Source organism: Flavobacteriales bacterium (assembly GCA_021739695.1).
Lineage (GTDB): Bacteria > Bacteroidota > Bacteroidia > UBA10329 > UBA10329 > UBA10329.
The window spans coordinates 111,836-132,537 of record JAIPBM010000001.1 but is presented as its reverse complement, the minus strand read 5'-3'; the positions used below and the strand labels follow the sequence as shown (position 1 = coordinate 132,537).

General features: G+C 44.9%; 16 protein-coding genes. 7 read left to right on the top strand and 9 right to left on the bottom strand.

The annotated features are described in order from the left end of the window. The first annotated feature begins 39 nt into the window (after window positions 1-39). Complete coding sequence (cphA, locus tag K9J17_00550) at window positions 40-2,694, top strand: cyanophycin synthetase (protein MCF8275194.1); 2,655 nt, start codon at window positions 40-42, stop codon at window positions 2,692-2,694. Between the two features lie 11 nt (window positions 2,695-2,705). On the opposite strand, the gene K9J17_00545 is transcribed toward cphA, so the two are convergent. The 5 genes from K9J17_00545 to deoC all read right to left on the bottom strand — a co-directional run bounded on the left by K9J17_00545 (window position 2,706) and on the right by deoC (window position 8,223). After that, window positions 2,706-4,466, bottom strand: coding sequence for an SLC13 family permease (locus K9J17_00545; protein MCF8275193.1), 1,761 nt, complete (start codon window positions 4,464-4,466; stop codon window positions 2,706-2,708). Between the two features lie 5 nt (window positions 4,467-4,471). Then, window positions 4,472-5,359: an aldehyde dehydrogenase family protein gene (locus K9J17_00540; GenBank protein MCF8275192.1), complete on the bottom strand. Its 888-nt coding sequence runs from the start codon at window positions 5,357-5,359 to the stop codon at window positions 4,472-4,474. Window positions 5,360-5,408: 49 nt separating this feature from the next. After that, window positions 5,409-5,786: a GxxExxY protein gene (locus K9J17_00535; protein ID MCF8275191.1), complete on the bottom strand. Its 378-nt coding sequence runs from the start codon at window positions 5,784-5,786 to the stop codon at window positions 5,409-5,411. A 62-nt stretch (window positions 5,787-5,848) separates the two neighbouring features. Then, complete coding sequence (locus K9J17_00530) at window positions 5,849-7,321, bottom strand: aldehyde dehydrogenase family protein (GenBank protein MCF8275190.1); 1,473 nt, start codon at window positions 7,319-7,321, stop codon at window positions 5,849-5,851. Then, window positions 7,321-8,223 (bottom strand): deoxyribose-phosphate aldolase, encoded by a 903-nt coding sequence (deoC, locus tag K9J17_00525; protein ID MCF8275189.1) that lies wholly within the window; start codon window positions 8,221-8,223, stop codon window positions 7,321-7,323. Before deoC ends, K9J17_00530 begins: the two co-directional genes overlap by 1 nt. A 100-nt stretch (window positions 8,224-8,323) precedes the next feature. Here deoC and cysC point away from each other — a divergent pair, with 100 nt between their 5' ends. The 6 genes from cysC (at window position 8,324) to K9J17_00495 (ending at window position 15,705) form a co-directional block, all read left to right on the top strand. Further along, window positions 8,324-8,926: an adenylyl-sulfate kinase gene (cysC, locus tag K9J17_00520; GenBank protein ID MCF8275188.1), complete on the top strand. Its 603-nt coding sequence runs from the start codon at window positions 8,324-8,326 to the stop codon at window positions 8,924-8,926. A 3-nt stretch (window positions 8,927-8,929) separates the two neighbouring features. After that, complete coding sequence (gene cysD, locus K9J17_00515; GenBank protein ID MCF8275187.1) at window positions 8,930-9,835, top strand: sulfate adenylyltransferase subunit CysD; 906 nt, start codon at window positions 8,930-8,932, stop codon at window positions 9,833-9,835. A gap of 11 nt (window positions 9,836-9,846) precedes the next feature. Further along, on the top strand, window positions 9,847-11,139 hold the full coding sequence (cysN, locus tag K9J17_00510; protein ID MCF8275186.1) for a sulfate adenylyltransferase subunit CysN: 1,293 nt from the start codon (window positions 9,847-9,849) through the stop codon (window positions 11,137-11,139). Window positions 11,140-11,153: 14 nt separating this feature from the next. Next, on the top strand, window positions 11,154-12,533 hold the full coding sequence (rfaE1, locus tag K9J17_00505) for a D-glycero-beta-D-manno-heptose-7-phosphate kinase (protein ID MCF8275185.1): 1,380 nt from the start codon (window positions 11,154-11,156) through the stop codon (window positions 12,531-12,533). A 122-nt stretch (window positions 12,534-12,655) separates the two neighbouring features. Continuing rightward, window positions 12,656-14,029 (top strand): undecaprenyl-phosphate glucose phosphotransferase, encoded by a 1,374-nt coding sequence (locus K9J17_00500; protein MCF8275184.1) that lies wholly within the window; start codon window positions 12,656-12,658, stop codon window positions 14,027-14,029. Continuing rightward, on the top strand, window positions 14,026-15,705 hold the full coding sequence (locus tag K9J17_00495) for a hypothetical protein (GenBank protein ID MCF8275183.1): 1,680 nt from the start codon (window positions 14,026-14,028) through the stop codon (window positions 15,703-15,705). Before K9J17_00500 ends, K9J17_00495 begins: the two co-directional genes overlap by 4 nt. A gap of 249 nt (window positions 15,706-15,954) precedes the next feature. On the opposite strand, the gene K9J17_00490 is transcribed toward K9J17_00495, so the two are convergent. The 4 genes from K9J17_00490 to K9J17_00475 all read right to left on the bottom strand — a co-directional run bounded on the left by K9J17_00490 (window position 15,955) and on the right by K9J17_00475 (window position 20,701). After that, on the bottom strand, window positions 15,955-16,263 hold the full coding sequence (locus K9J17_00490) for a cupin domain-containing protein (GenBank protein ID MCF8275182.1): 309 nt from the start codon (window positions 16,261-16,263) through the stop codon (window positions 15,955-15,957). 208 nt (window positions 16,264-16,471) lie between these two features. Then, window positions 16,472-18,880: a polysaccharide biosynthesis tyrosine autokinase gene (locus K9J17_00485; GenBank protein MCF8275181.1), complete on the bottom strand. Its 2,409-nt coding sequence runs from the start codon at window positions 18,878-18,880 to the stop codon at window positions 16,472-16,474. Window positions 18,881-18,892: 12 nt separating this feature from the next. Then, window positions 18,893-19,657, bottom strand: coding sequence for a polysaccharide export protein (locus K9J17_00480; GenBank protein MCF8275180.1), 765 nt, complete (start codon window positions 19,655-19,657; stop codon window positions 18,893-18,895). 96 nt (window positions 19,658-19,753) lie between these two features. Then, on the bottom strand, window positions 19,754-20,701 hold the full coding sequence (locus tag K9J17_00475; protein MCF8275179.1) for a GDP-L-fucose synthase: 948 nt from the start codon (window positions 20,699-20,701) through the stop codon (window positions 19,754-19,756). Window position 20,702 lies beyond the last annotated feature (1 nt).

Sequence of the window (20,702 nt, the reverse complement as noted above, 5' to 3'; positions counted from 1 at the left end):
TTTTTGTTAATTCCCCCAAGAATTTGAACAACCGAAAAAATGAGAATTAGAGAGATCAATGCGATGAGAGGGCCAAACTATTGGTCGGTGAATAGAGATAAGTTGATCGTGATGGTCTTGGATCTGGAAGAAATGGAGCAACAACCTACGGATAAGATCCCTGGGTTTGGCGACCGCTTGGAAGCCATGTTCCCAAGCATGTTCTCGCATCGTTGTTCCGAAAGCGTGGAAGGAGGATTCTTCATGCGAGTGAAGGAAGGAACTTGGATGGGTCATGTCATTGAACACATCGCCCTCGAAATACAGACCCTCGCGGGGATGGACACGGGTTTCGGAAGAACCAGAACCTATGGAGAAGATGGCGTCTATTTCGTGGTGTTCAGCTACATGGAAGAAAAGGTGGGTCGTTATGCCGCCAAAGCAGCCGTCAGCATTGCCGAAGCATTGATCACAGGCGAAGAATATGACCTCGAAAAGGACGTTCGCGAGATGCGCGAACTCCGCGAAAGCGAACGCCTCGGGCCTAGCACAGGTTCTATTGTGGAAGAAGCTCAGGTCCGCGGCATTCCTTGGATTCGATTGAATAAATATTCACTCTGTCAATTGGGTTATGGCGCCAATCAGAAACGCATTCAGGCCACGGTAACGAGCCAAACTTCGAGCATCGGAGTGGAAATTGCTTGCGATAAGGAAGACACGAAATTCCTGTTGGAAGCTGCGGAGGTTCCTGTTCCAAAAGGCGACATCGTTCGTTCTGTTGGCGGATTGGAAGATGCCATTGCCCGCATCGGTTTCCCGCTGGTGCTAAAACCGATCAATGGAAATCACGGGCGTGGAATTACCACCGATATAATGACCACAGAAGACGCCATTGTGGCGTTTGAAGCAGCTAAGGAGATCAGCCGTTCGGTGATTGTGGAGAAATTCATCACAGGAGATGATTATCGCTTGTTGGTCATCGACCACAAATTGGTGGCAGCCGCCAAGCGAACGCCAGCCCATGTGGTTGGAGACGGGAAAAGCACCATTCAGCAACTCATAGATGAAACCAACCGAGATCCGCGAAGAGGCTACGGACACGAGAATGTGCTGACCGAGATCACTGTAAATGATATGACCTTGGCCATTCTTAAGGCGAAGGGTTATTCACTCGAAACGGTCGCTCCGGAGGGGGAATTCGTGAAACTGAAGGACACAGGAAACCTGAGTACAGGTGGAACGGCTGAGGATGTGACGGATATCGTTCATCCCTACAACGTTTTCATGGCCGAACGCATCAGCCGTATCATTGGTCTAGACATCTGCGGCATCGATATCATGACCACCGCCATTGATGTTCCGTTGACCGAAACAGGTGGAGCGGTGCTTGAAGTGAATGCTGCACCAGGCTTCCGAATGCACTTGGCGCCAAGCAGTGGTTTGGGCCGAAATGTGGCCGCACATGTCATGGACATGCTTTATCCTCCGGGAGAAACGGCCCGAATTCCAATTGTGGCCGTTACCGGAACAAATGGAAAAACGACAACTACGCGTTTGATAGCGCACATGATGCGCCTCAAGGGCTTCAAGGTCGGCTACACCACCACCGATGGCGTTTATATTCAGAATAGACTTTTGATGAAGGGCGATTGCACGGGTCCGGCCAGTGCCGAATTTGTACTGAAAGACCCAACTGTCAACTTTGCCGTGCTCGAATGCGCAAGAGGCGGATTGCTCAGGGCGGGTCTTGGTTTCAAGCGCTGCGATATCGGCATTGTGACGAACGTAGCTTCTGATCATCTCGGATTGAAAGGAATTCACACACTCGATCAATTGGCCAAAGTGAAAGGCGTCATTCCAGAAGTGGTTCTTCCTTCGGGATATGCCATTCTGAATGCCGATGACGACCGTGTGTACGAAATGCGACAGAACGTGAAGAGCAACGTGGCACTTTTCTCCATGGACGAGAACAGCCCGCGCATCAAGAAACATGCGGCAAACGGGGGTATTTCGGCCATTTATGAGAACGGATACATCACCATCATGAAAGGAGAATGGAAGATCCGCATCACCAAGGCAGTGAATGTGCCGTTGACGATGGGCGGACGAGCTGATTTCATGATTCAGAACGTGCTTCCTGCGACTTTGACGGCCTATTTGAGGGAATTTTCAGTGGAAGATATCAAGGTGGCGCTGGAGTCGTTCATTCCCTCGCCATCGCAAACGCCTGGACGACTGAACCTGTTCCAGTTCAAGAATTTCAATATCATGCTGGATTATGCGCACAATGCAGCTGGCTTCAGGGCCTTGGCGCAATTGGTGGCCAAAATGGATGGTTCTCCAAAAGTGGGCATCATTGCAGGTGTGGGCGATAGACGCGATGAGGACACGAAAGACCTCGGTGCCATTGCTGCTGAGATGTTTGACGAGATCATCATCCGTCAGGATAGAAACCTGCGTGGCAAAACGGACTCAGAGTTGATCGCGCTACTAGAGGCAGGCATCGATTCGGTAGACCCGAACAAGCCAAGGAAAGTGATCCGATCTGAAGAAGAAGCGATTACCTACGCGGTGAAGAACGCAACCCCTGGAACCTTGATCATTGTCAGTTCAGATGTGGTGCCTGCAGCCTTGGATCTGGTCATGAAATTCAAGGAAGACGAGGTGAAAGATCTTTACGGTGCTTTCGACAAAGGCGACATTCCAAATATGTAAGGAACTCCTTTTTAGAAAAGACCATACCGCCAAGAAAGCAGTAGCGTTCCCAGAATGATATATATGAGCGCGAGTGGAAGTCCGATGCGCATAAAATCTCCGAAGCTGTAACCGCCCGAACCGTAAACCATCAGGTTTGTCTGATAACCGATGGGAGTGATGAAGCTTGCCGCTCCACCAAATGCTACCACAAGAATGAAGGGCTCAATGGGCAGGTTCATGCTTTGCGCCAGGCTGATGGAAATGGGGAATATGAGCGCCACTGCCGCCTTGTTGGTCATGTAAGCGCCAAGAACGTTTGTAACGGTGAAGATGCCAGCAATGACCGCCACCGGACCAAGCGATTTTCCGTGAAGTAGAACCTGATCGGCAATGAGATCTGCGGCACCGCTGTTTATCAGTGCCTTTCCGAGCGCGAGTCCAAAAGCCATGATCACAAGAAGGTTCACATCTAGCCCTTTACGCACTTCTGTGGTTGTTAATATTCCTCCCAAAAGTGATCCGGCAAGTACCAGAAGCAGGCAAGTGAACAATGGAACAGGCGTAAGTGCAGATATGATAATGGAGGCCATTACACCCAAGATCACCATCAAGGCCTTTCTACCTTGAACCCGAACATTCTGTTTTTTCGAAATGGTATAGAACGCGTTCTCTGTAGCCCGTTTGTAGAAATCTCGACCGGCAAACAGTAGAAGTGCATCTCCCGCTTCCAACTCAATATCTCCCAGTTTGCCAGATAGTTTCTCTCCGTTTCGGTGCACGGCAACAATGGCGGCATCATACTTTCCACGGAAATCAGAGTCTTTAACGGTCTTTCCAATCAGCGAACTGTTGTAGGAAATGACCACTTCCACCACATCGGAAAGGTGATCAGCATCACAGGTTTTTGGCAAGCTGAGACCCATGTCTGCCTTAGCCAGTTCCTGAATCGTATCCAAACCACCAGTGAAGATCAATCTATCGTGCGCTCGAAGTATATGTGAGGGAGAAACAGGTGTGATGATGCGGTCGTTGCGCACAATTTCCACCAAGAAGTTCCCCTTCAGGTTGCGCAATCCGGCCTCTTGAATGGACTTTCCGATTAAAGCAGTTGTCTGTCCCACTTCTGTTTCGACAAAATATTCGCGCCAATCGTCCTTAAATTCATCAATGGCGTCACGGTGGTCTTTCAACAATTTGTCGGAAAAGAAAAACATGTAAACACCGCCAACTACGGCTAGTGGTAATCCGATCCACGTGAAGTCAAATATTCCCAAGCTAGGAAGGCCAGCATCTACCGCCATTCCGTTCACGATCAGGTTGGTGCTTGTGCCGACCAACGTCATGCATCCACCAACAATGGTGACATACGAAAGCGGTATGAGCAGCTTTGAAGGCGACATTCCGTTCCGCTTCGACCAGCTATGCACATAGGGCATCATCATGGCCACAAGTGGAGTATTGTTGAAGAAGGCAGATGCAGGCGCAATGAAAAGCATCATTCTAGCAACGAACGAGCGCTGACTTTTTGTGCCTTTGAACAGGCGGTTGAAAAGCGCGTCCATCACGTTGGTCTTTCGGATGGTGTCGCTGAGAATGAGCAACAGGATTATGACCGCCAACTGCTCGTTCGCAAAACCGCTGATCGCTTCCTTCGGGGTCAGAACGCCAAAAACCGTGAGGAACATTACTGCTGAGAAGAAGGCAACCTCAGCCCTGATCTTGCCCGAATAGAGCGCTACCAGCAGAAAAAGGACCGAGATCCCAACTAATATCGGAGCAAATTCAGGCATTTATCTCAATAACCGGATTTGGTGCCAGCAATGTTTTCAATCGGGTGCCAAGTGGTTTTCACCTCTTGCGTAGCCAGAAGCAAATAAGGGTCATCGCCTTCTTTATACCAATCCTTTCCGCTCCAATCGATGATTCGTTTTACGTTCAGCGCGCCATTTTCCTTCGTCTTTTTGAGGTATTTCTGGCGGCAGTAGATGGTGGCATTCACATCCATATGCGAACTGAATTGATCGGCCAATTCGTCTTCTTTTCCAGTGAGAATGTTGATGACTCCGCCTGGGACATCGGATGAATTCAGAACCTCAGCAAAGGTGACTGCCACGTGTGGCGAGTTCTCTGAAGCAAGAACAACGCAGGTATTTCCGCCAGCGATTACTGGCATCACACAACTGACCAGACCAAGCAAAGAAGGACTTTCAGGCGCGATGATGGTCACCACGCCCGTTGGCTCCTGCGTGCTGAAATTGAAATGGGAGGACGCTACGGGGTTGACGCTGCCGAAAACCTGCGTGTACTTATCGCACCAGCCAGCAAAATAGACGCAGCGGTCAATCGAAGCCTCAACTTCTTGCGCGGCAGCTGCCTCGGTCACTGAGCCTGTCGAAGTGCCAACAGCCATCAATTCCTCTACAAACTGAGCTTTTCGACCTTCCAACATCTCAGCAATTCTGTACAGAATCTGGCTTCGATTGAATGCAGTCCTTGAGCTCCAGCCTTCAAAAGCATTCCGAGCCGCAACTACCGCATTCCGTAGATCTTTTCTACTACTTAGGCAGATATTCGTCACTGTTCCGTTCTTCAGCGTCACTGGATAAAATCGGCCACTTTCAGTTCTCGGAAAAGCTCCTCCGATGTAGATCTTGTATGTTTTGAGTACTTCCAATCTGCTCATGTTTATCTTTTAACCGCGGAGGCGCAAAGGTTGCGCAAAGAACGCGGAGTTATAATCCATTAACTACTCGTTTAATTCCATTTTTGAGAATCGCAACATCGAAGTTCATAAGCAGACCAAGTTTGCACCGGCTCAGTTTTAAATAGGTCAGGGTTTGAGCAAGATGAACGTCATTCAGTTCCTCAACCACTTTCAATTCCAGAATTAGTTTGTTTTCAACTAGAATGTCAATCCGATAACCGCAGTCCATTTTAATTTCATCATAAATCAGAGGCATCGGTTTTTCAACTTCAACACTCAATCCATGATTTCGCAGTTCATATGCTAAGCATTGTTGATACGCGTTCTCCAAAAGTCCTGGCCCCAAATTCCGATGAACCGTGATCGCACAGCCTATGACCTCTTTCGCGAGTTCATTCTCAGTCAATATTGCTGCATTACTAATCATTTTCTCTGCGCCCTTTGCGAAAAACCTTTGCGTCTTTGCGGTTAAGTTAATCGTACGTAAGGCAACAATCCTTGCAATCCACCCTCGCGTCCGTAGCCGCTTTCCTTGTAACCACCGAAAGGCGATGTTGGGTCAAATTTGTTGTAGGTGTTCGCCCAAATAACTCCAGCTCTCAACTTAGAGGTAAGATTGAAGATTTTAGATCCTTTGTCGGTCCACACACCTGCTGAAAGACCGAAGGGGGTGTTGTTCGCCTTATCAATCACCTCATCAATGGTTCGGAAAGTCTGAACAGTGAGAACAGGTCCGAAAATCTCTTCCTGAACAATTCGGTGGCTTTGCGATGCTTCTAAGAAAAGTGTTGGTTTGCACCAGTTTCCTTTCTTTGGAAGCGTGCAATCGGGTTGATAGATCTCTGCGCCTTCTTCCACACCGATCTTCAGGTATTTGTTAATGGTGTCGAGCTGCTCTTTCGAGTTGATGGCGCCTACATCCGTGTTCTTGTCCATCGGATCGCCCACGATCAGTGTGCTCAATCGGTCTTTCAATTTCTTGATAACGATGTCTTTCACATTTTCCTGAACGAAAAGTCGAGAACCAGCACAGCAAACATGTCCTTGGTTGAAGAAAATCCCGTTGATGATGCCTTCGACTGCTTGATCAATTGGAGCATCATCAAAAATGATGTTTGCTGCCTTTCCACCTAGCTCCAAAGTGGCGGTCTTATTCGTGCCAGCAATTGCTTTCTGAATGATCTTTCCAACGCCAGTTGAACCAGTAAAAGCAACTTTGTCCACATCGGGGTGATTGACAATCGCTGCACCAGTTGCACCTGCCCCCGTCACGATATTCACCACACCAGCGGGCAATCCACTATCGTGAATGAGTTCGGCCAATTTCATGGCAGTTAATGGAGTTGTTTCGGCTGGTTTAAGCACGACTGTATTACCGCAGGCCAATGCTGGCGCGATCTTCCACGCGGCCATCAACAAAGGGAAATTCCACGGAATGATCTGCCCGGCAACACCAACTGGTGTGGCCGTTTTACCTGGAAAAGCGTACTCTAATTTATCTGCCCAACCCGCATAGTAGAAGAAGTGATTTGCCGCAATTGGCACATCCACATCGCGGCTTTCGCGGATCGGTTTTCCACCATCGATGCTTTCCAAGACAGCGAATTCACGAGCTCTTTCCTGTATCAATCGAGCAATGCGATAGATGTATTTCGCCCGTTCTTTCGGAGGCATTACGCTCCAAACTTCATTGTAGGCTTTCCGCGCAGCTTTCACCGCTTTATCCACATCTTTATCAGAAGCTTCCGCGAAATAAGCGATGTGCTTTTCGGTGCTCGGACTGATGGAAGCGAACTTCTTCCCGCCCTCCGCTTTCACAAATTTCCCGTTGATAAATAGGCTGTACTCCTCCTTGATGGAAGCATGGTCTGCACTCTCTGGCGCAGCCGAATAATCCCATTTTGAACCGAAATCGAGCTTAGTTTCTGTCTTTTTTGTCATCAATCTTTACTGAAATAATCCAATCCTTGATATCGTCCATCAGCCTGTCGTGCTAATTGCATCAGCACATCATTGGCCAAGCTACTGGCGCCAAAACGGAACCATTCGTTGCTCAGCCATGCATCACCCAATGTTTCTTTCACCATCACGAGGTTGTGAAGAGCCAGTTTGCTTTTGCTGATGCCACCAGCGGGTTTCATTCCAACCATTTTGCCGGTTTCATAGTAGAAATCGCGAATGGCCTCTAGCATCACCAAAGTAACAGACATTGTAGCCGCTGGACTGATCTTTCCCGTGGAGGTTTTAATGAAATCGGCTCCGGCCAGCATGGCGATATCGCTTGCGTGGCGCACATTATCCAAGGTAGAGAGTTCGCCTGTTTCCAGAATCACTTTCAAGCGCGCTTTGCCACAAGCCTCTTTGATAGCTGCAATCTCATCAAACACAAAACTGTAATTCCCAGAAAGGAATTCACCTCTGGAAATGACCATATCCACCTCACCCGCACCCGCATCAACCGCAATTTTGGTGTCAGCCAATTTGATTTCTCTGGATGAATTTCCTGATGGAAAAGCGGTTGCAACGGATGCTACTTTGATACCCGTTCCTTTCAGCGCATCAACTGCTGTAGCTACGTGTGTTGGATAGACGCAGACAGCCGCAACGGTTGGAAGTCCGGGCAAAGCATCATGCAAATGAGCCGCTTTGTAGCACATCTGCCGCACTTTTCCAGGAGTGTCTTTCCCTTCTAATGTGGTGAGGTCAATCATGCTCAAGACCATCTTCATGCCTTGGTTTTTCGCCTCGTTCTTGATGCTTCTGGTCTGAAAACGGGCAACGCGCTCCTCTACACCAACCTGATCGATCGGCCGTTTCAACGCTAACAGTTCATTATTGGTCATTTTTCTAAAATGAATGATGCGAAGTTAAGTATTCGGACTACGCAGCATCCAAACGCGAATTCGTTTAAAAACAAGCAATTGCTTACCTTCGCGCGCCCAAATGAGCACCACTCCAGATAACATCCATACAACGTTCGACTGCATTTTGCAGCGGTCTGATAAGGAAACACTATTGCACCAAAAGGGGCTGGTGGTTTGGATGACAGGGTTATCGGGTTCTGGAAAGACCACCATTGCCGTTGCTTTAGAACAAATGTTGGCGGCAGAAGGCATACTGACTCAGGTTTTGGATGGGGATAATATCCGTTCTGGCATCAACAATAATCTGAGTTTTTCGGAAGAAGATAGGAAGGAGAATATCCGTAGGATTTCAGAAGTGTCGAAGCTTTTTGTCAATTGCGGAATTGTCACATTGAATTGCTTTGTGAGTCCTACAAAAGACATCCGCCAGCAGGCAAAAGACATTCTTGGCGATGATATGGTGGAGGTTTTCGTGAATACACCTTTTGAAGAATGCGAAAAGCGTGATGTCAAAGGGCTTTACGCCAAAGCACGAGCTGGACAGATCAAGAATTTTACTGGGTTGGATGCGCCCTTTGAGGCTCCTGAGAATCCGTTTTTAGATGTAAAAACCGTTGGTCGATCGGTAGAAGATTGCGCCAAACAAATTTATGATTCGGTACTGCCGCTGATCAAACAATAGTTCATGGATTCATACAAATTGACACACCTGAGAGAACTGGAAGCCGAATCAATTTATGTGCTTCGCGAAGTTGCCGCACAATTCGAAAATCCGGTTCTTCTTTTTTCCGGAGGAAAAGATTCAATTGTGGTAACACATTTGGCTCGGAAGGCTTTTTGGCCAGCAAAAATCCCATTTCCATTAATGCACATTGATACAGGCCACAATTTCACCGAAACGATTGAATTCCGCGATGAGATGGTAGAACGCATTGGAGCCCGATTGCTTGTGGCTTCAGTTCAAGAGAGCATCGATAAAGGACGTGTTGTAGAGGAAAAAGGAGTGAACGCAAGTAGAAATGCGTTGCAGATTACCCCATTGTTGGATGCAATTGAAGAGCACAAATTCGATTGTGCTATTGGCGGAGCAAGACGCGATGAGGAAAAGGCACGTGCCAAAGAAAGATTCTTCTCACACAGAGACGAATTCGGACAATGGGACCCTAAAAATCAGCGCCCAGAGCTTTGGAACATCTTCAACGGTAAGAAAAACATGGGCGAGCACTTCCGTGTGTTCCCAATTTCTAACTGGACTGAAATGGACGTGTGGCAGTACATTTTGCTAGAAGAAATTCCAATTCCTAGTCTCTATTTCACGCACATGCGTAAATGTTTTGAACGTGACGGAAATCTTTTGGCATATGCTGATTTCATGCAACTGAAAGACAATGAAGAGGTGAAAGAGATGCAGGTTCGCTTCCGGACTATTGGTGACCTTACCTGTACAGGAGCAACGCTATCTAGTGCTTCAACATTGGAAGACATCATTGATGAGGTTGCTTCGACAAGAGTAACAGAAAGAGGCGGACGTTCGGACGACAGACGTTCAGAAGCGGCAATGGAAGACAGAAAGAAACAAGGATATTTTTGAGTTTAGAAAAGATGACTGAAGACGGAACAATAGAAAAATACGACAGCACTGGCTATCTGGATATGGAGCTTTTGCGTTTCACCACCGCAGGAAGCGTTGATGATGGTAAAAGCACACTGATCGGGCGTTTGCTTTATGATAGCAAATCGATCTTTGAAGATCAGATGGAAGCCATTCAGGCCGTAAGCGACCGTAAAGGCGAAGAGTACGTGAATCTTGCTTTGCTTACAGACGGATTGCGTGCTGAGCGTGAGCAGGGAATCACCATCGATGTGGCTTATCGTTATTTCGCCACACCAAAGCGAAAGTTCATCATTGCTGATACTCCAGGACACATCCAGTACACTAGAAACATGGTAACCGGAGCGTCAACAGCCAACTTGGCCATCATCCTTGTGGACGCACGACATGGTGTAATTGAGCAAACCAAACGGCACGCGTTCATTGCTTCATTGCTTCAGATTCCGCACGTGGTTGTTTGCGTGAATAAGATGGACCTTGAGGGATTCAGTGAGAAAGCCTACGAAAAGGTTCGGAAGGATTTTGAAGACTTCTCTGCTAAATTGGATATAAAGGATGTTCGCTTTGTGCCTATCAGCGCCTTGCTGGGAGACAATGTGGTGGATAGGTCTAAAAACATGGATTGGTATCAGGGACCAACGTTGATGCACATTCTGGAGAACGTACATATTGGAAGCGATCAGAACCATATTGATTCACGTTTCCCTGTTCAGTACGTTGTCCGGCCAATGACAACTGAATATCACGATTATCGTGGATATGCAGGCCGAGTAGCTGGTGGTATTTTCCGAGCAGGCGATGAGATTTCAGTACTTCCCTCAGGATTTACTTCAAAGATCAAGTCCATCGATTCTATGAATGGACCTGTTGAGAAGGCGTTTCCGCCAATGAGCGTCACGATTACCTTGGAAGATGATATTGATATCAGCCGAGGCGACATGATTGTAAAGGTTGGAAACCAGCCAAAACAGGAGCAAGAGTTTGACGTGATGATGTGCTGGATGAGCGACCGTCCGATGCAAGTTGGTGGAAAATATGCGTTGAAACACACTTCTCGCGATGCACGATGCATTGTAAAAGATGTCAAGTATAAGATGAACATCAATACCATGCAGAAACTTGAAGATGACAAGCAGATTGGCTTGAACGATATCGGTAGAGTTACGCTTAGAACAACTGTTCCAATGTTTATTGATGGTTATAGAAAGAACCGAAACACAGGATCGTTGATCTTAGTTGACGAGGCTACCAACAATACTGTTGGAGCTGGAATGATTGTCTGATTTTAACTGAATTTATGGAACCCCGACCACGCATATTGGTAATTGGCGACATCATGCTCGACCAATATGTGGCGGGAAAGGTTACGCGTATCAGCCCAGAAGCACCGGTTCCGATTGTTAAGGTAGACCGAGAGTGGAGCACCCTTGGAGGAGCTGGAAATGTAGCTGCAAACGTATCTTCGTTAGGAGCTCAGGTCGTTTTGCTCGGACTTGTAGGTGGTTGCGTTTCTGGAGGAATTGTTGCTGAATCGTGTGAAAAAGTAGGGGTTCAATTCGCAGCTGTTCAGAGTGATCAGCCGACCATTGTAAAAACCCGTGTGGTTTCAGGTCAGCAGATAGTTAGATTTGATAGAGAAGAGGACCTAATTTGGACCACACAACAATTGGCTGAATTTGAAGCCAATCTGTTAGCGCAACTTCCGAAATCAGACATCGTGCTTCTATCGGATTATGCCAAAGGAACGCTGTCGGACGAGGTTCTCGAACTGATTTTCAAAGCAGCAAATCAACACCAGAAACGCGTTTTGGTGGATCCTAAACGGTCCGATTGGACGAGTTACGAAGGGGCATTTCTCATTACTCCGAACCTGGCCGAATTGGAAATGACCATTGCCGGAAAAGGCATCAAGAATGACGACAACATGGTTGTGGCGCTTTGCAATAAGCTCCGTGGGCAGTTCAAGGTGCAGAATATTGTTGCTACCCGTTCAAGCTATGGAATGACCGTTGTTTCCGAGAATGGAGTTTTGAACATCCCAACGCGTGCACTTGAAGTTTATGACGTAAGTGGAGCAGGAGATACCGTGCTGGCAGCGTTCGGTGTCAGTTTAGCAGAAGGAAAATCGTTGGCAGAAAGTGCTTTCGTTGCCAACGCTGCAGCTGGCATTGTTGTAAGTAAATTGGGCACAGCAGTTGTTCACCGTGCTGAACTAGATGCATTTCTTAAAGGACATTCTAAGATTATTTCTCATAGCGACATCTCCGTTTTCAAGCACCAGAACTCGGGTAGAAAAGTTGTTTTCACCAACGGCTGTTTCGATGTGTTGCATCAAGGACATAGAAAGTTATTGCAGGAAGCGCGTGACCTTGGCGATATGCTTGTGGTTGGATTGAACTCTGACGATTCCATCAAACGACTGAAAGGAGAAACGCGACCTGTCAATTCCGTTGACCAAAGGGTTGAAGCGCTGACTGCGTTACCTTTTGTGGATGCCATTATGGTATTTTCGGAAGACACACCTTTCGAGCTTCTTCAAGAACTTAGGCCCAATATTCTTGTAAAGGGTGGAGACTATCTTCCACAAGAAATTGTTGGCCGCGATTTGGTGGACGAAGTAGTTGTTATTCCGTTGGTGGAAGGCGTTTCTACAACCAACCTTTTACAGAAGCGATGATTGTTCACTCAGTGTTACGTGAATTAACAGGAAAATTGTCGAATTCGAATGAAAGACAGGGTCAGTTGGAATACCATCAGAATGTCTCGTACATTGACGAAATTTGTTTGCAATAGTTGTAAATGAACTTTCGCGACCGTTCCATAGCCCTTAGGTTCTTATCAGACCTCATTTGCGTCTCATTAGCATTTGTTGCTGCTTTGTGGTTATCGCACAATTTCAATTTTCCTTTAAGGAAGCGCGACTTGCTTCATTGGTTCATTCTACTGTTTGGATGGTTTCAGTTCGTTGACAATCTCGATTATTACAACAATTTCCGATTGAAGAATGCGGCACAAGACCTGTTGATCTCCATGCGGATTGCCATTATGATGGTTGCTGTTTACACTATCTCAGCGTTTCTGGTAGATACTGGTGGAGATGAGCGGGTCGGGTTTTTAGCGTTCTTCGTAGTTCTATTCCCTTTGTTGTTTTTGAGAAAATACCTGTTCCGTAGGCTGTTTCATTTTCTCAGTTCCAACAGAAAGGACAAAGTAATTTTTGTTGGCACTTCTAAAGTGAGTTTGGAGATATATGAGGCTATTCGAAGACGGCCTTGGATGGGCTATTCTATTATGGGAAGACTTGATTGTGAAAAAGGGTATTCGATCGATGAGATGATACGGCAGCTGGATGAACTGATTGATTCAGCTAAACCGAACAGGGTTTTTATTGATGAGAGGAGTTTGAGTCAGGATGATCTTGACCGAGTGGTTTCCGAATGTCTTTCCCATACAGTTCAGCCATATGTACTTCCGCAAGGTCTTAAGTTCTATTCAGAACGATATCAGGTACAATTCTTTGATGACATTCCAATAATTGCCGTACGGAAAAACCCGTTGGAACGACTTCGTTACAAGACGTTGAAAAGAATGTTTGACATCATTTTCAGTGGCTTGCTATTGATAACGGTGCTTCCGCCATTGTTCATTCTTATAGCCATATTCATAAAGCTTGATTCAAAGGGTCCGATATTCTTTTCACAGGCAAGATGGGGGCTCAATAATATTCCATTCAAGGCCTTGAAATTTAGAAGTATGAGTACGGATTCTGAAGACGTGAAGGAAGGGAAGTATCAGCAGGCGAAAAAGAACGATCCCAGAATTACCAAGGTCGGAGCCTTTCTGCGAAAGTCTAATTTGGATGAGTTACCTCAGTTCATCAACGTTCTTTTTGGCGATATGAGCGTAATCGGCCCACGGCCGCACCCCGAACCGCTAAATGTTGAATCCAAAAAGGTGGTGGACAACTACCTGCAACGCCATCTGGTAAAACCAGGAATTACCGGGTGGGCTCAGGTGAATGGAGCAAGAGGAGAAACCAAACAGGTATCTCAGATGCAGAAACGCGTAGATTACGATATCTGGTATATAGAAAATTGGAGTTTTATGCTTGATATCCGGATCATACTGCAAACAGTTTGGAACATGTATAAAGGAGAAAAACACGCATATTGAGAACAACTACTTTACTCATCTTGGTGCTTACGATCATTTTCTGCGGATTGCGAAGAGAAGCTAAGGCGCAATACATTCCGTATCACACAGATCACGAGGACGTTTACAATTTTCTTTCAGAGCTACGGGTTTTAGGTGTAGTGCATTATAATCCAGCTGTATTACCACTCTCTAGGAAGGAAATTGCAGATATGCTCATGGCTGCAGATACATCTGCAAAGTTGAATCCGATTCAACAGAAGGAGCTTGGATTTTGGATGCAGGAATTTGGCAAAGACATCGGTATGGGGAAGGTGATACCGAAGAAAAAGTTCTTTAAACGAAGGATGTTTGCTGACCGAGACACCAAGAAGCGTTTAGACCTTTTCTACTTCGCAAATGATCTTTTTCAGGTCACAGTCAACCCAATATTTTCAGGCCTTGGTGGAATAAACACTAACGGAGATCTTAGATTGAAACATTGGCGGGGAGGTGAAATGTTCGGACGTATAGGTAAAGGTTTCGGGTTCTATTTCAGCCTAATTGATTTTGTTGAAAAGCCGAATTGGAGCAGTAGCCCAAACCTTAGTCCCGAAATGGGAGGGGTTTATCGTGGTTCTAAAACTACAAATGGCGCAATAGAATATTACGAATTGAGAGGAGGAATAACTTACGGATGGAAATGGGGACAGGTTGGAATTCTAAAGGATAATTTGGAATTGGGGTCTGCTGGAAGAAATCAAGTTATTCTCTCCAAGCGCCCACCGAGTTTTCCACGATTCCATTTACAGTTGAAGCCAATAAAATGGGCAGAGCTAACTTATACTATCGGATGGTTGAACTCTGAAATTGTTGACAGTTCTCGTTCGTACATCACAGGAAATGGAGCATATAGGCAAGTTTTTCATCAAAAATTCTTCGCGGCCAACTTGATTACGGTTCGTCTTTGGAAATATCTTTCTCTAAGCTTTGGTAGCTCTGTCATAATCGCAGATAATAATCTCAACATCGGTCATTTTATACCATTGATGTTTTACACAGCTCTTGATCAAAGCTTTAATGGCCAGAATAACAGTGCTGGACAAAACAGTCAGGTTTATGCAGATCTGAGTTGGGATGTATTTGGATGGGGACAGGTTTACGGCAGTATTCTAATAGATGAAATACGGCTATCCACCATGTTTGATTCTAAAAACCAACGTAATTCTTTAGGATATCAGCTTGGATTGCAAACAAGACCGTTCACCAAATGGAACCTGAAAGCTTACGGTAGCTATACAAGAACACGCCCAGGAGTTTATAGCCATTACATCCCAACTACCACTTATGCGCATGCAAACTATGGACTTGGTAATTTCTTAGGAGAGAATGCCGATCAGATAATCGTTGGTCTTCAGTTTAGACCAATTGCAAAGCTGCGTGTGATTATGGAATACGAAAGATGGAGAAAAGGGCCAGAACATGTTTTTGGGAACAATGCTTCTAATTTAACTGGCGCTAGGTTCATGTCGCAGACCGTTGCTTCTACCAATAGAATCACGTTTAAAGTGCGCTATCACATCATCAACGATCTTTCAGCGCAACTTATGGTAAACCATATTACCGGTTCCACGGACGGTACTTATTTTTTCCCTGATGTAAGTACGGCTAAAAGCAAAAGCACTTGGGTTAATCTGACCTTGAATGTTGGGTTTTAGTAGTAAACAAATCTGATTCCCCCAAAGTTTGCCACTTGAGATTTGCACAGAGCTTACTTAGAGTCTCAGAGATACACAGAGATGTTCCGACATGCCGTGTGCTTACAGAAGCAAACCTTGGTCTGGGTGAACTTGCGGAACAGCTTGAATTCCCTTCGAAGAAAAAGCTTTCTGTGCATCTCCCATTCTCATTCTTTCTCTGTGAAACGTATAACTGGTAAACTTTAGGGGAATCAGTTAAACAAAGACTTAATTGGTTTTTGCTACTCCCCAATAGATGAATTCTAGAGATTCATTTTTGTTTGCCAATAACTGGTGGTTAGATTCTGCTGGAATATTCACAAGCATACACGGTTCTGTTTCCACCACTTCATCGTCAATCAAGTAGGTCCCATGGCCTTTGATGAAATAGAAGTATTCATCCATAGTTTGATGTTTGTGCATAGGGCAACTTTCGCCCATTTGAAAAGTTCCGTAGGCAATCTGTGTCAATGCGTTGGGTAAATCGTCTTTCGAGATAAAAAACCGCTTTTGGGTTCCTCCATGTGACGTTTCCATTTCTGGAAGTTGGGATAATTTAATTGAGCGTTTCACAGAAAGAATTTGGCAATAATGAGTCAGATATTGATTCTAGTATTCCTCGGAAATGGTAACGGCTTACTCGTAAAGACTATTTGATTCAGTTGCAACTTTAAGCAATTGGAATCGCTCAAATTCCGTCCATTGATTTCTGCGAAATAACTACTTCTGGTTTGAGCTTTATTATTTACTTACGACCGAACAAAGAATTCCAACTCCATTTAGAATCAGCCTCTTCAGCATATCCATATCCATAGCCATATCCGTACCCATATCCATAACCAAATCGTGAACGCTTCACGTCATTTAGTACAATGGAGAGACTTCTGATTTTTTTCGACTTATATAGATCATTTGTATACTGAAGTGTGGAGCTATTGGTGGCTCCCTGCCTAACAACATAAATTGTAGTTGTGGCGCGCTCAGCAATTATAAGGCTATCAGTAACCAGTCCAATGGGTGGGGTGTCAATTACGACATAATCGTATTCTTTAGAAAGGTTATTGAGTAGTGTGGCTAGCCCTTCTCCCATAAGAAGTTCTGACGGGTTTGGAGGTACTGGCCCACCTACTAATATGTCCAAATTCTCTTGGCCGGAGTGCTTTACTGCTTCTTTCAGTTCAGTTAAACCAGCCAAAACAGAAGAGGCACCAACCGTGTTAGAAACTTTAAAATACTCTGCGAGTCGTGGTTTTCTCAGATCGAGCCCAACAACAATAGTTCTACTTCCCCCCAAAGCCAGTGAAGCAGCCAGATTGATTGAAAAGAAAGACTTTCCTTCCGAACCCATGGCTGATGTAACTTGAATAATCCGTTGACCCTCATCCTTAGAGCTGTTGTTACCGGTAACAAGAAAATTAAGGTTAGTGCGAATAGAACGAAATGCTTCAGCAATAGGAGAGTTGTTGTTGTCTCTAACAACTAAATATTCAGCCTCTCCGTTGTGTGGAATAATTCCTAAAAATGGAATCTGTGTCGTTCGTTTAAGGTCATCCAGACTTTTAATCCGATTATCAAAAAGGAGAAGAAGCAAGATATAACCAAGAGGAATTCCGAAACCAACAAGTAATCCTAAAAGATAAATGATGTTCTTTTTTGGACTGATAGGCTTGTCGGAACTACGTGCCTTATCGAGCACCATGTTGTCAGAAATAGTCGAAGCGAGAAGGATGGAGTTCTCAGATTTTTTTTCCAGCAGCAATAGATACAGACTTTCCTTTATCGTGTACTGACGTTGCAATGCCAATAATTCATACTCGGCTTTAGGCAACAGGCTAACCTTCGCCTCCACTTTAGTCAGCTGCTTTTGCAGCTCTTCTTTAGAAGCTAAGAAACTACCCCTAATGCTGGACATATTCTTGATCAAAGCCTCTTTTGTTTCTCGAATTTTGGTGTCAATTGAGGCAATGAGCGGGTTATCCTGTTTGGTAAAACCCAACAGACTCTGTCGCTCAGCTGAAAGTTCACTTAATGTAACGATAAGACTGGTAAGAAGTGGGTCAGTTAATCCTAAACTTGAAGGGGATGCATTGTCTAAACTTTGGTCACTTTTAATATATTCCTCTAAATAATCAATGATGCTTAGTTTTACATTGAGTTCTGACATGGAGCGATCTAACTGACCAACTTGTGCAAGAAAGAACCCTGCTTCTTCACTAACATCAGTAATGCCAGAGCTACTTTTATAGTGCTTAATGTCCCCTTCAATTGTTCCAAGTTCCTTTGTGATGATTTGAAGCTGATTCTCGATGAATTTGAGGGAGTTGGAAGCAAGTTGATTTTTCTTCTGAATATTGTCTTGGATATAAACGTTTAAAATCGCATCGAGTAAGTCCTCACCTCTTTGAGGAACATTGTCTTCAAGTGTTAACCTCAAGATGCTAGCCTTTTCACGAGCTTCCTCCACTTTGAGGTTTTCGAGGTATAGAGTTGTTAGAAAATCAATGCTGCTAACTGTAAGTTCATAATCTCGACTAAGAGCCGTATCGCCAACAACCATCTTCTCAAAAAAGTCGGTTTTGTTAAAACGGAAATGCCCAAGTTCATTGTCTAATCCTTCCCCAAATTGAATGTCATTCACGAATTCGGTTTCTTCCTTGCTCTTTGGATTGATGAATGAAAAGGTGACTTCTGCGCTATTATCTTCATCTCTTACCAACACATTTATTTGGAACGTTTGAGGAACGTTTTCTGAAAGAACATAATCCAATTGGAAAGGCAGTTCTTCATAAAGGTCTCGCTTTCTGAGCCCTAAGTTGACTGAATAATCTACCCCTCGGTCTTCAAGAGTCAAAGCTCTTTCCATCATGCTTCTTGATGAAAGAATTGCAATCTCATTTTCAATATTTCTTTTTTTGCCAAGTACACCTACCTCATCCAAAATACTTTGAGATATATCATTGCCCTCATCCTCAACCAAAACAGTTGCCTGCATCTGAAATACGGGATGAGCGTACCAAACATATCCCACGGCTAAGACAAGTCCGAACGGAATGAATACAATAAAAAGCTTCCAGTTTTCTAGAATAAGCTGGAACGCCTTTCCTAGGTCTAACTCGTCTTCTTCAGAGCGGTACGGTGATTGAATGTCCGACATTGATTTCAATGGTTATTGGAAACTGACTCTTGATAGGAAAAGCCCAAGCGCTGTGAGACCACTGAACACAATCGGCAAAATCTTATACCAAGCATCGGCCGAGGCAAACTTGCCTTTTCCTGGTTCGACATACAGAATATCGTTGCTGTGTAGGTAGTAATATTCTGACTCGAAAAATCCTTTCGAGGTTAGGTCAAGTTTCATGAATTCTCGCTTACCACTTTCTTCCCTGATGACCAAAACATTGACTCTTCTAGCAAAGATGGTCATATCCCCAGCCAATCCTAAGGCTTCTACTAAGGTGATTTTTTCATTCGGAATTGTATAGACACCAGGGTTTTGTACCTCGCCCAATACGGTGACTTTGAAGTTCCTGATTCTTAGGTTTACTGTCGGATTATTCAAATACTTTTCTAGCAAGTCCTTGATTTCGCCTTTCGCAATTTGCGTTGTTTTACCAGCAACTTTCACGGTACCAATCAGCGGCATTTCAATGTTTCCGAGTGCATCTACCAAATACGTATTGGCCACTTGTTGGTCGGTATTTTCACCAACGACATTGAAAAAACTACTGGCCTCTTTACTCAGGCTGGTAACATGAATGGAGAGAAGGTCTCCAGACTGTAGGGTGGCTTCAAAATTCTGACCAATTGTTTGTGTGGACAATGTGTCTGAAATATCTTGGAAGTAAGAGATGTCTTTTCGCGTAATGCAAGATTGAGAAAGCAATACGATAAGGGACAACAGCAAAAGTAGGACTGCCGAGCGGATTTTCATGGCGCAAATATACTAGTTGAGTTCGGAGATTGAATGCCGTTATTTAAGCACAAGTTTTCAAGTCCCAGCAAGATGATAACAAATGGGCATCACAAATCAATGACGTGCAACTCCACCAGAAGCGGAATAGAGTTTGTAAACTGAGGAAATACCCTCAGTTAGATTAATTTGATGTTTCCATCCCATCTCTTCTAGCTTGCTGATATCCATTAATTTTCTCGGGGTACCATCAGGTTTAGAGGAGTCGAATACTAAGTTTCCCTGAAACCCTACTATAGAACTGATTGTTTCTGCTAGTTCTCGAATGGTAACCTCCTTGCCAGATCCAACATTTATCGGTTCGCTTCCGTTGTAGTTTTCCATTAAGAAGATACATGCTTGGGCAAGATCATTGACGTGCAAAAATTCTCGTTTTGGGGTTCCAGAACCCCAAACTTCTATTTTAGAAACTCCATTCAACTTGGCCTCATGAAATTTCCTGAGCAATGCAGGAAGTACATGCGAATTGTTCAGGTCGTAATTGTCATTTGGCCCATAAAGATTAGTAGGCATGGCCGAAATGAAATTACAGCCGTACTGATGACGGTATTCTTGACAAAGTTTTATCCCTGCTATTTTGGCAATAGCATACGGTTCGTTTGTGGGTTCGAGCGATCCAGTCAATAGGGCTGATTCTTTGATTGGTTGTTCTGCCAATCTTGGATAAATGCATGAAGAGCCGAGAAACAGCAATTTCTCGACTTTCTGTAAGTATGAAGCATGAATCACATTCGAAGCAATCATCAAGTTGTCGTATAAGAACTCTGCCCGATACGTGTTGTTTGCTTGAATACCTCCAACTTTTGCTGCCGCCAGAAAAACGAATGAAGGCTTTTCCTTTTCAAAGAAATCGCTTGTTGCGGCTTGATTCCGGAGATCTAGTTGACCGGAAGTACGTGTGACAATGTTTTTAAAGCCATGCTCTTCAAGGCTTCTTACAATGGCTGAGCCAACCATGCCTTGGTGCCCAGCTACGTATATTTTCGATGCCTTATCGATGGACATA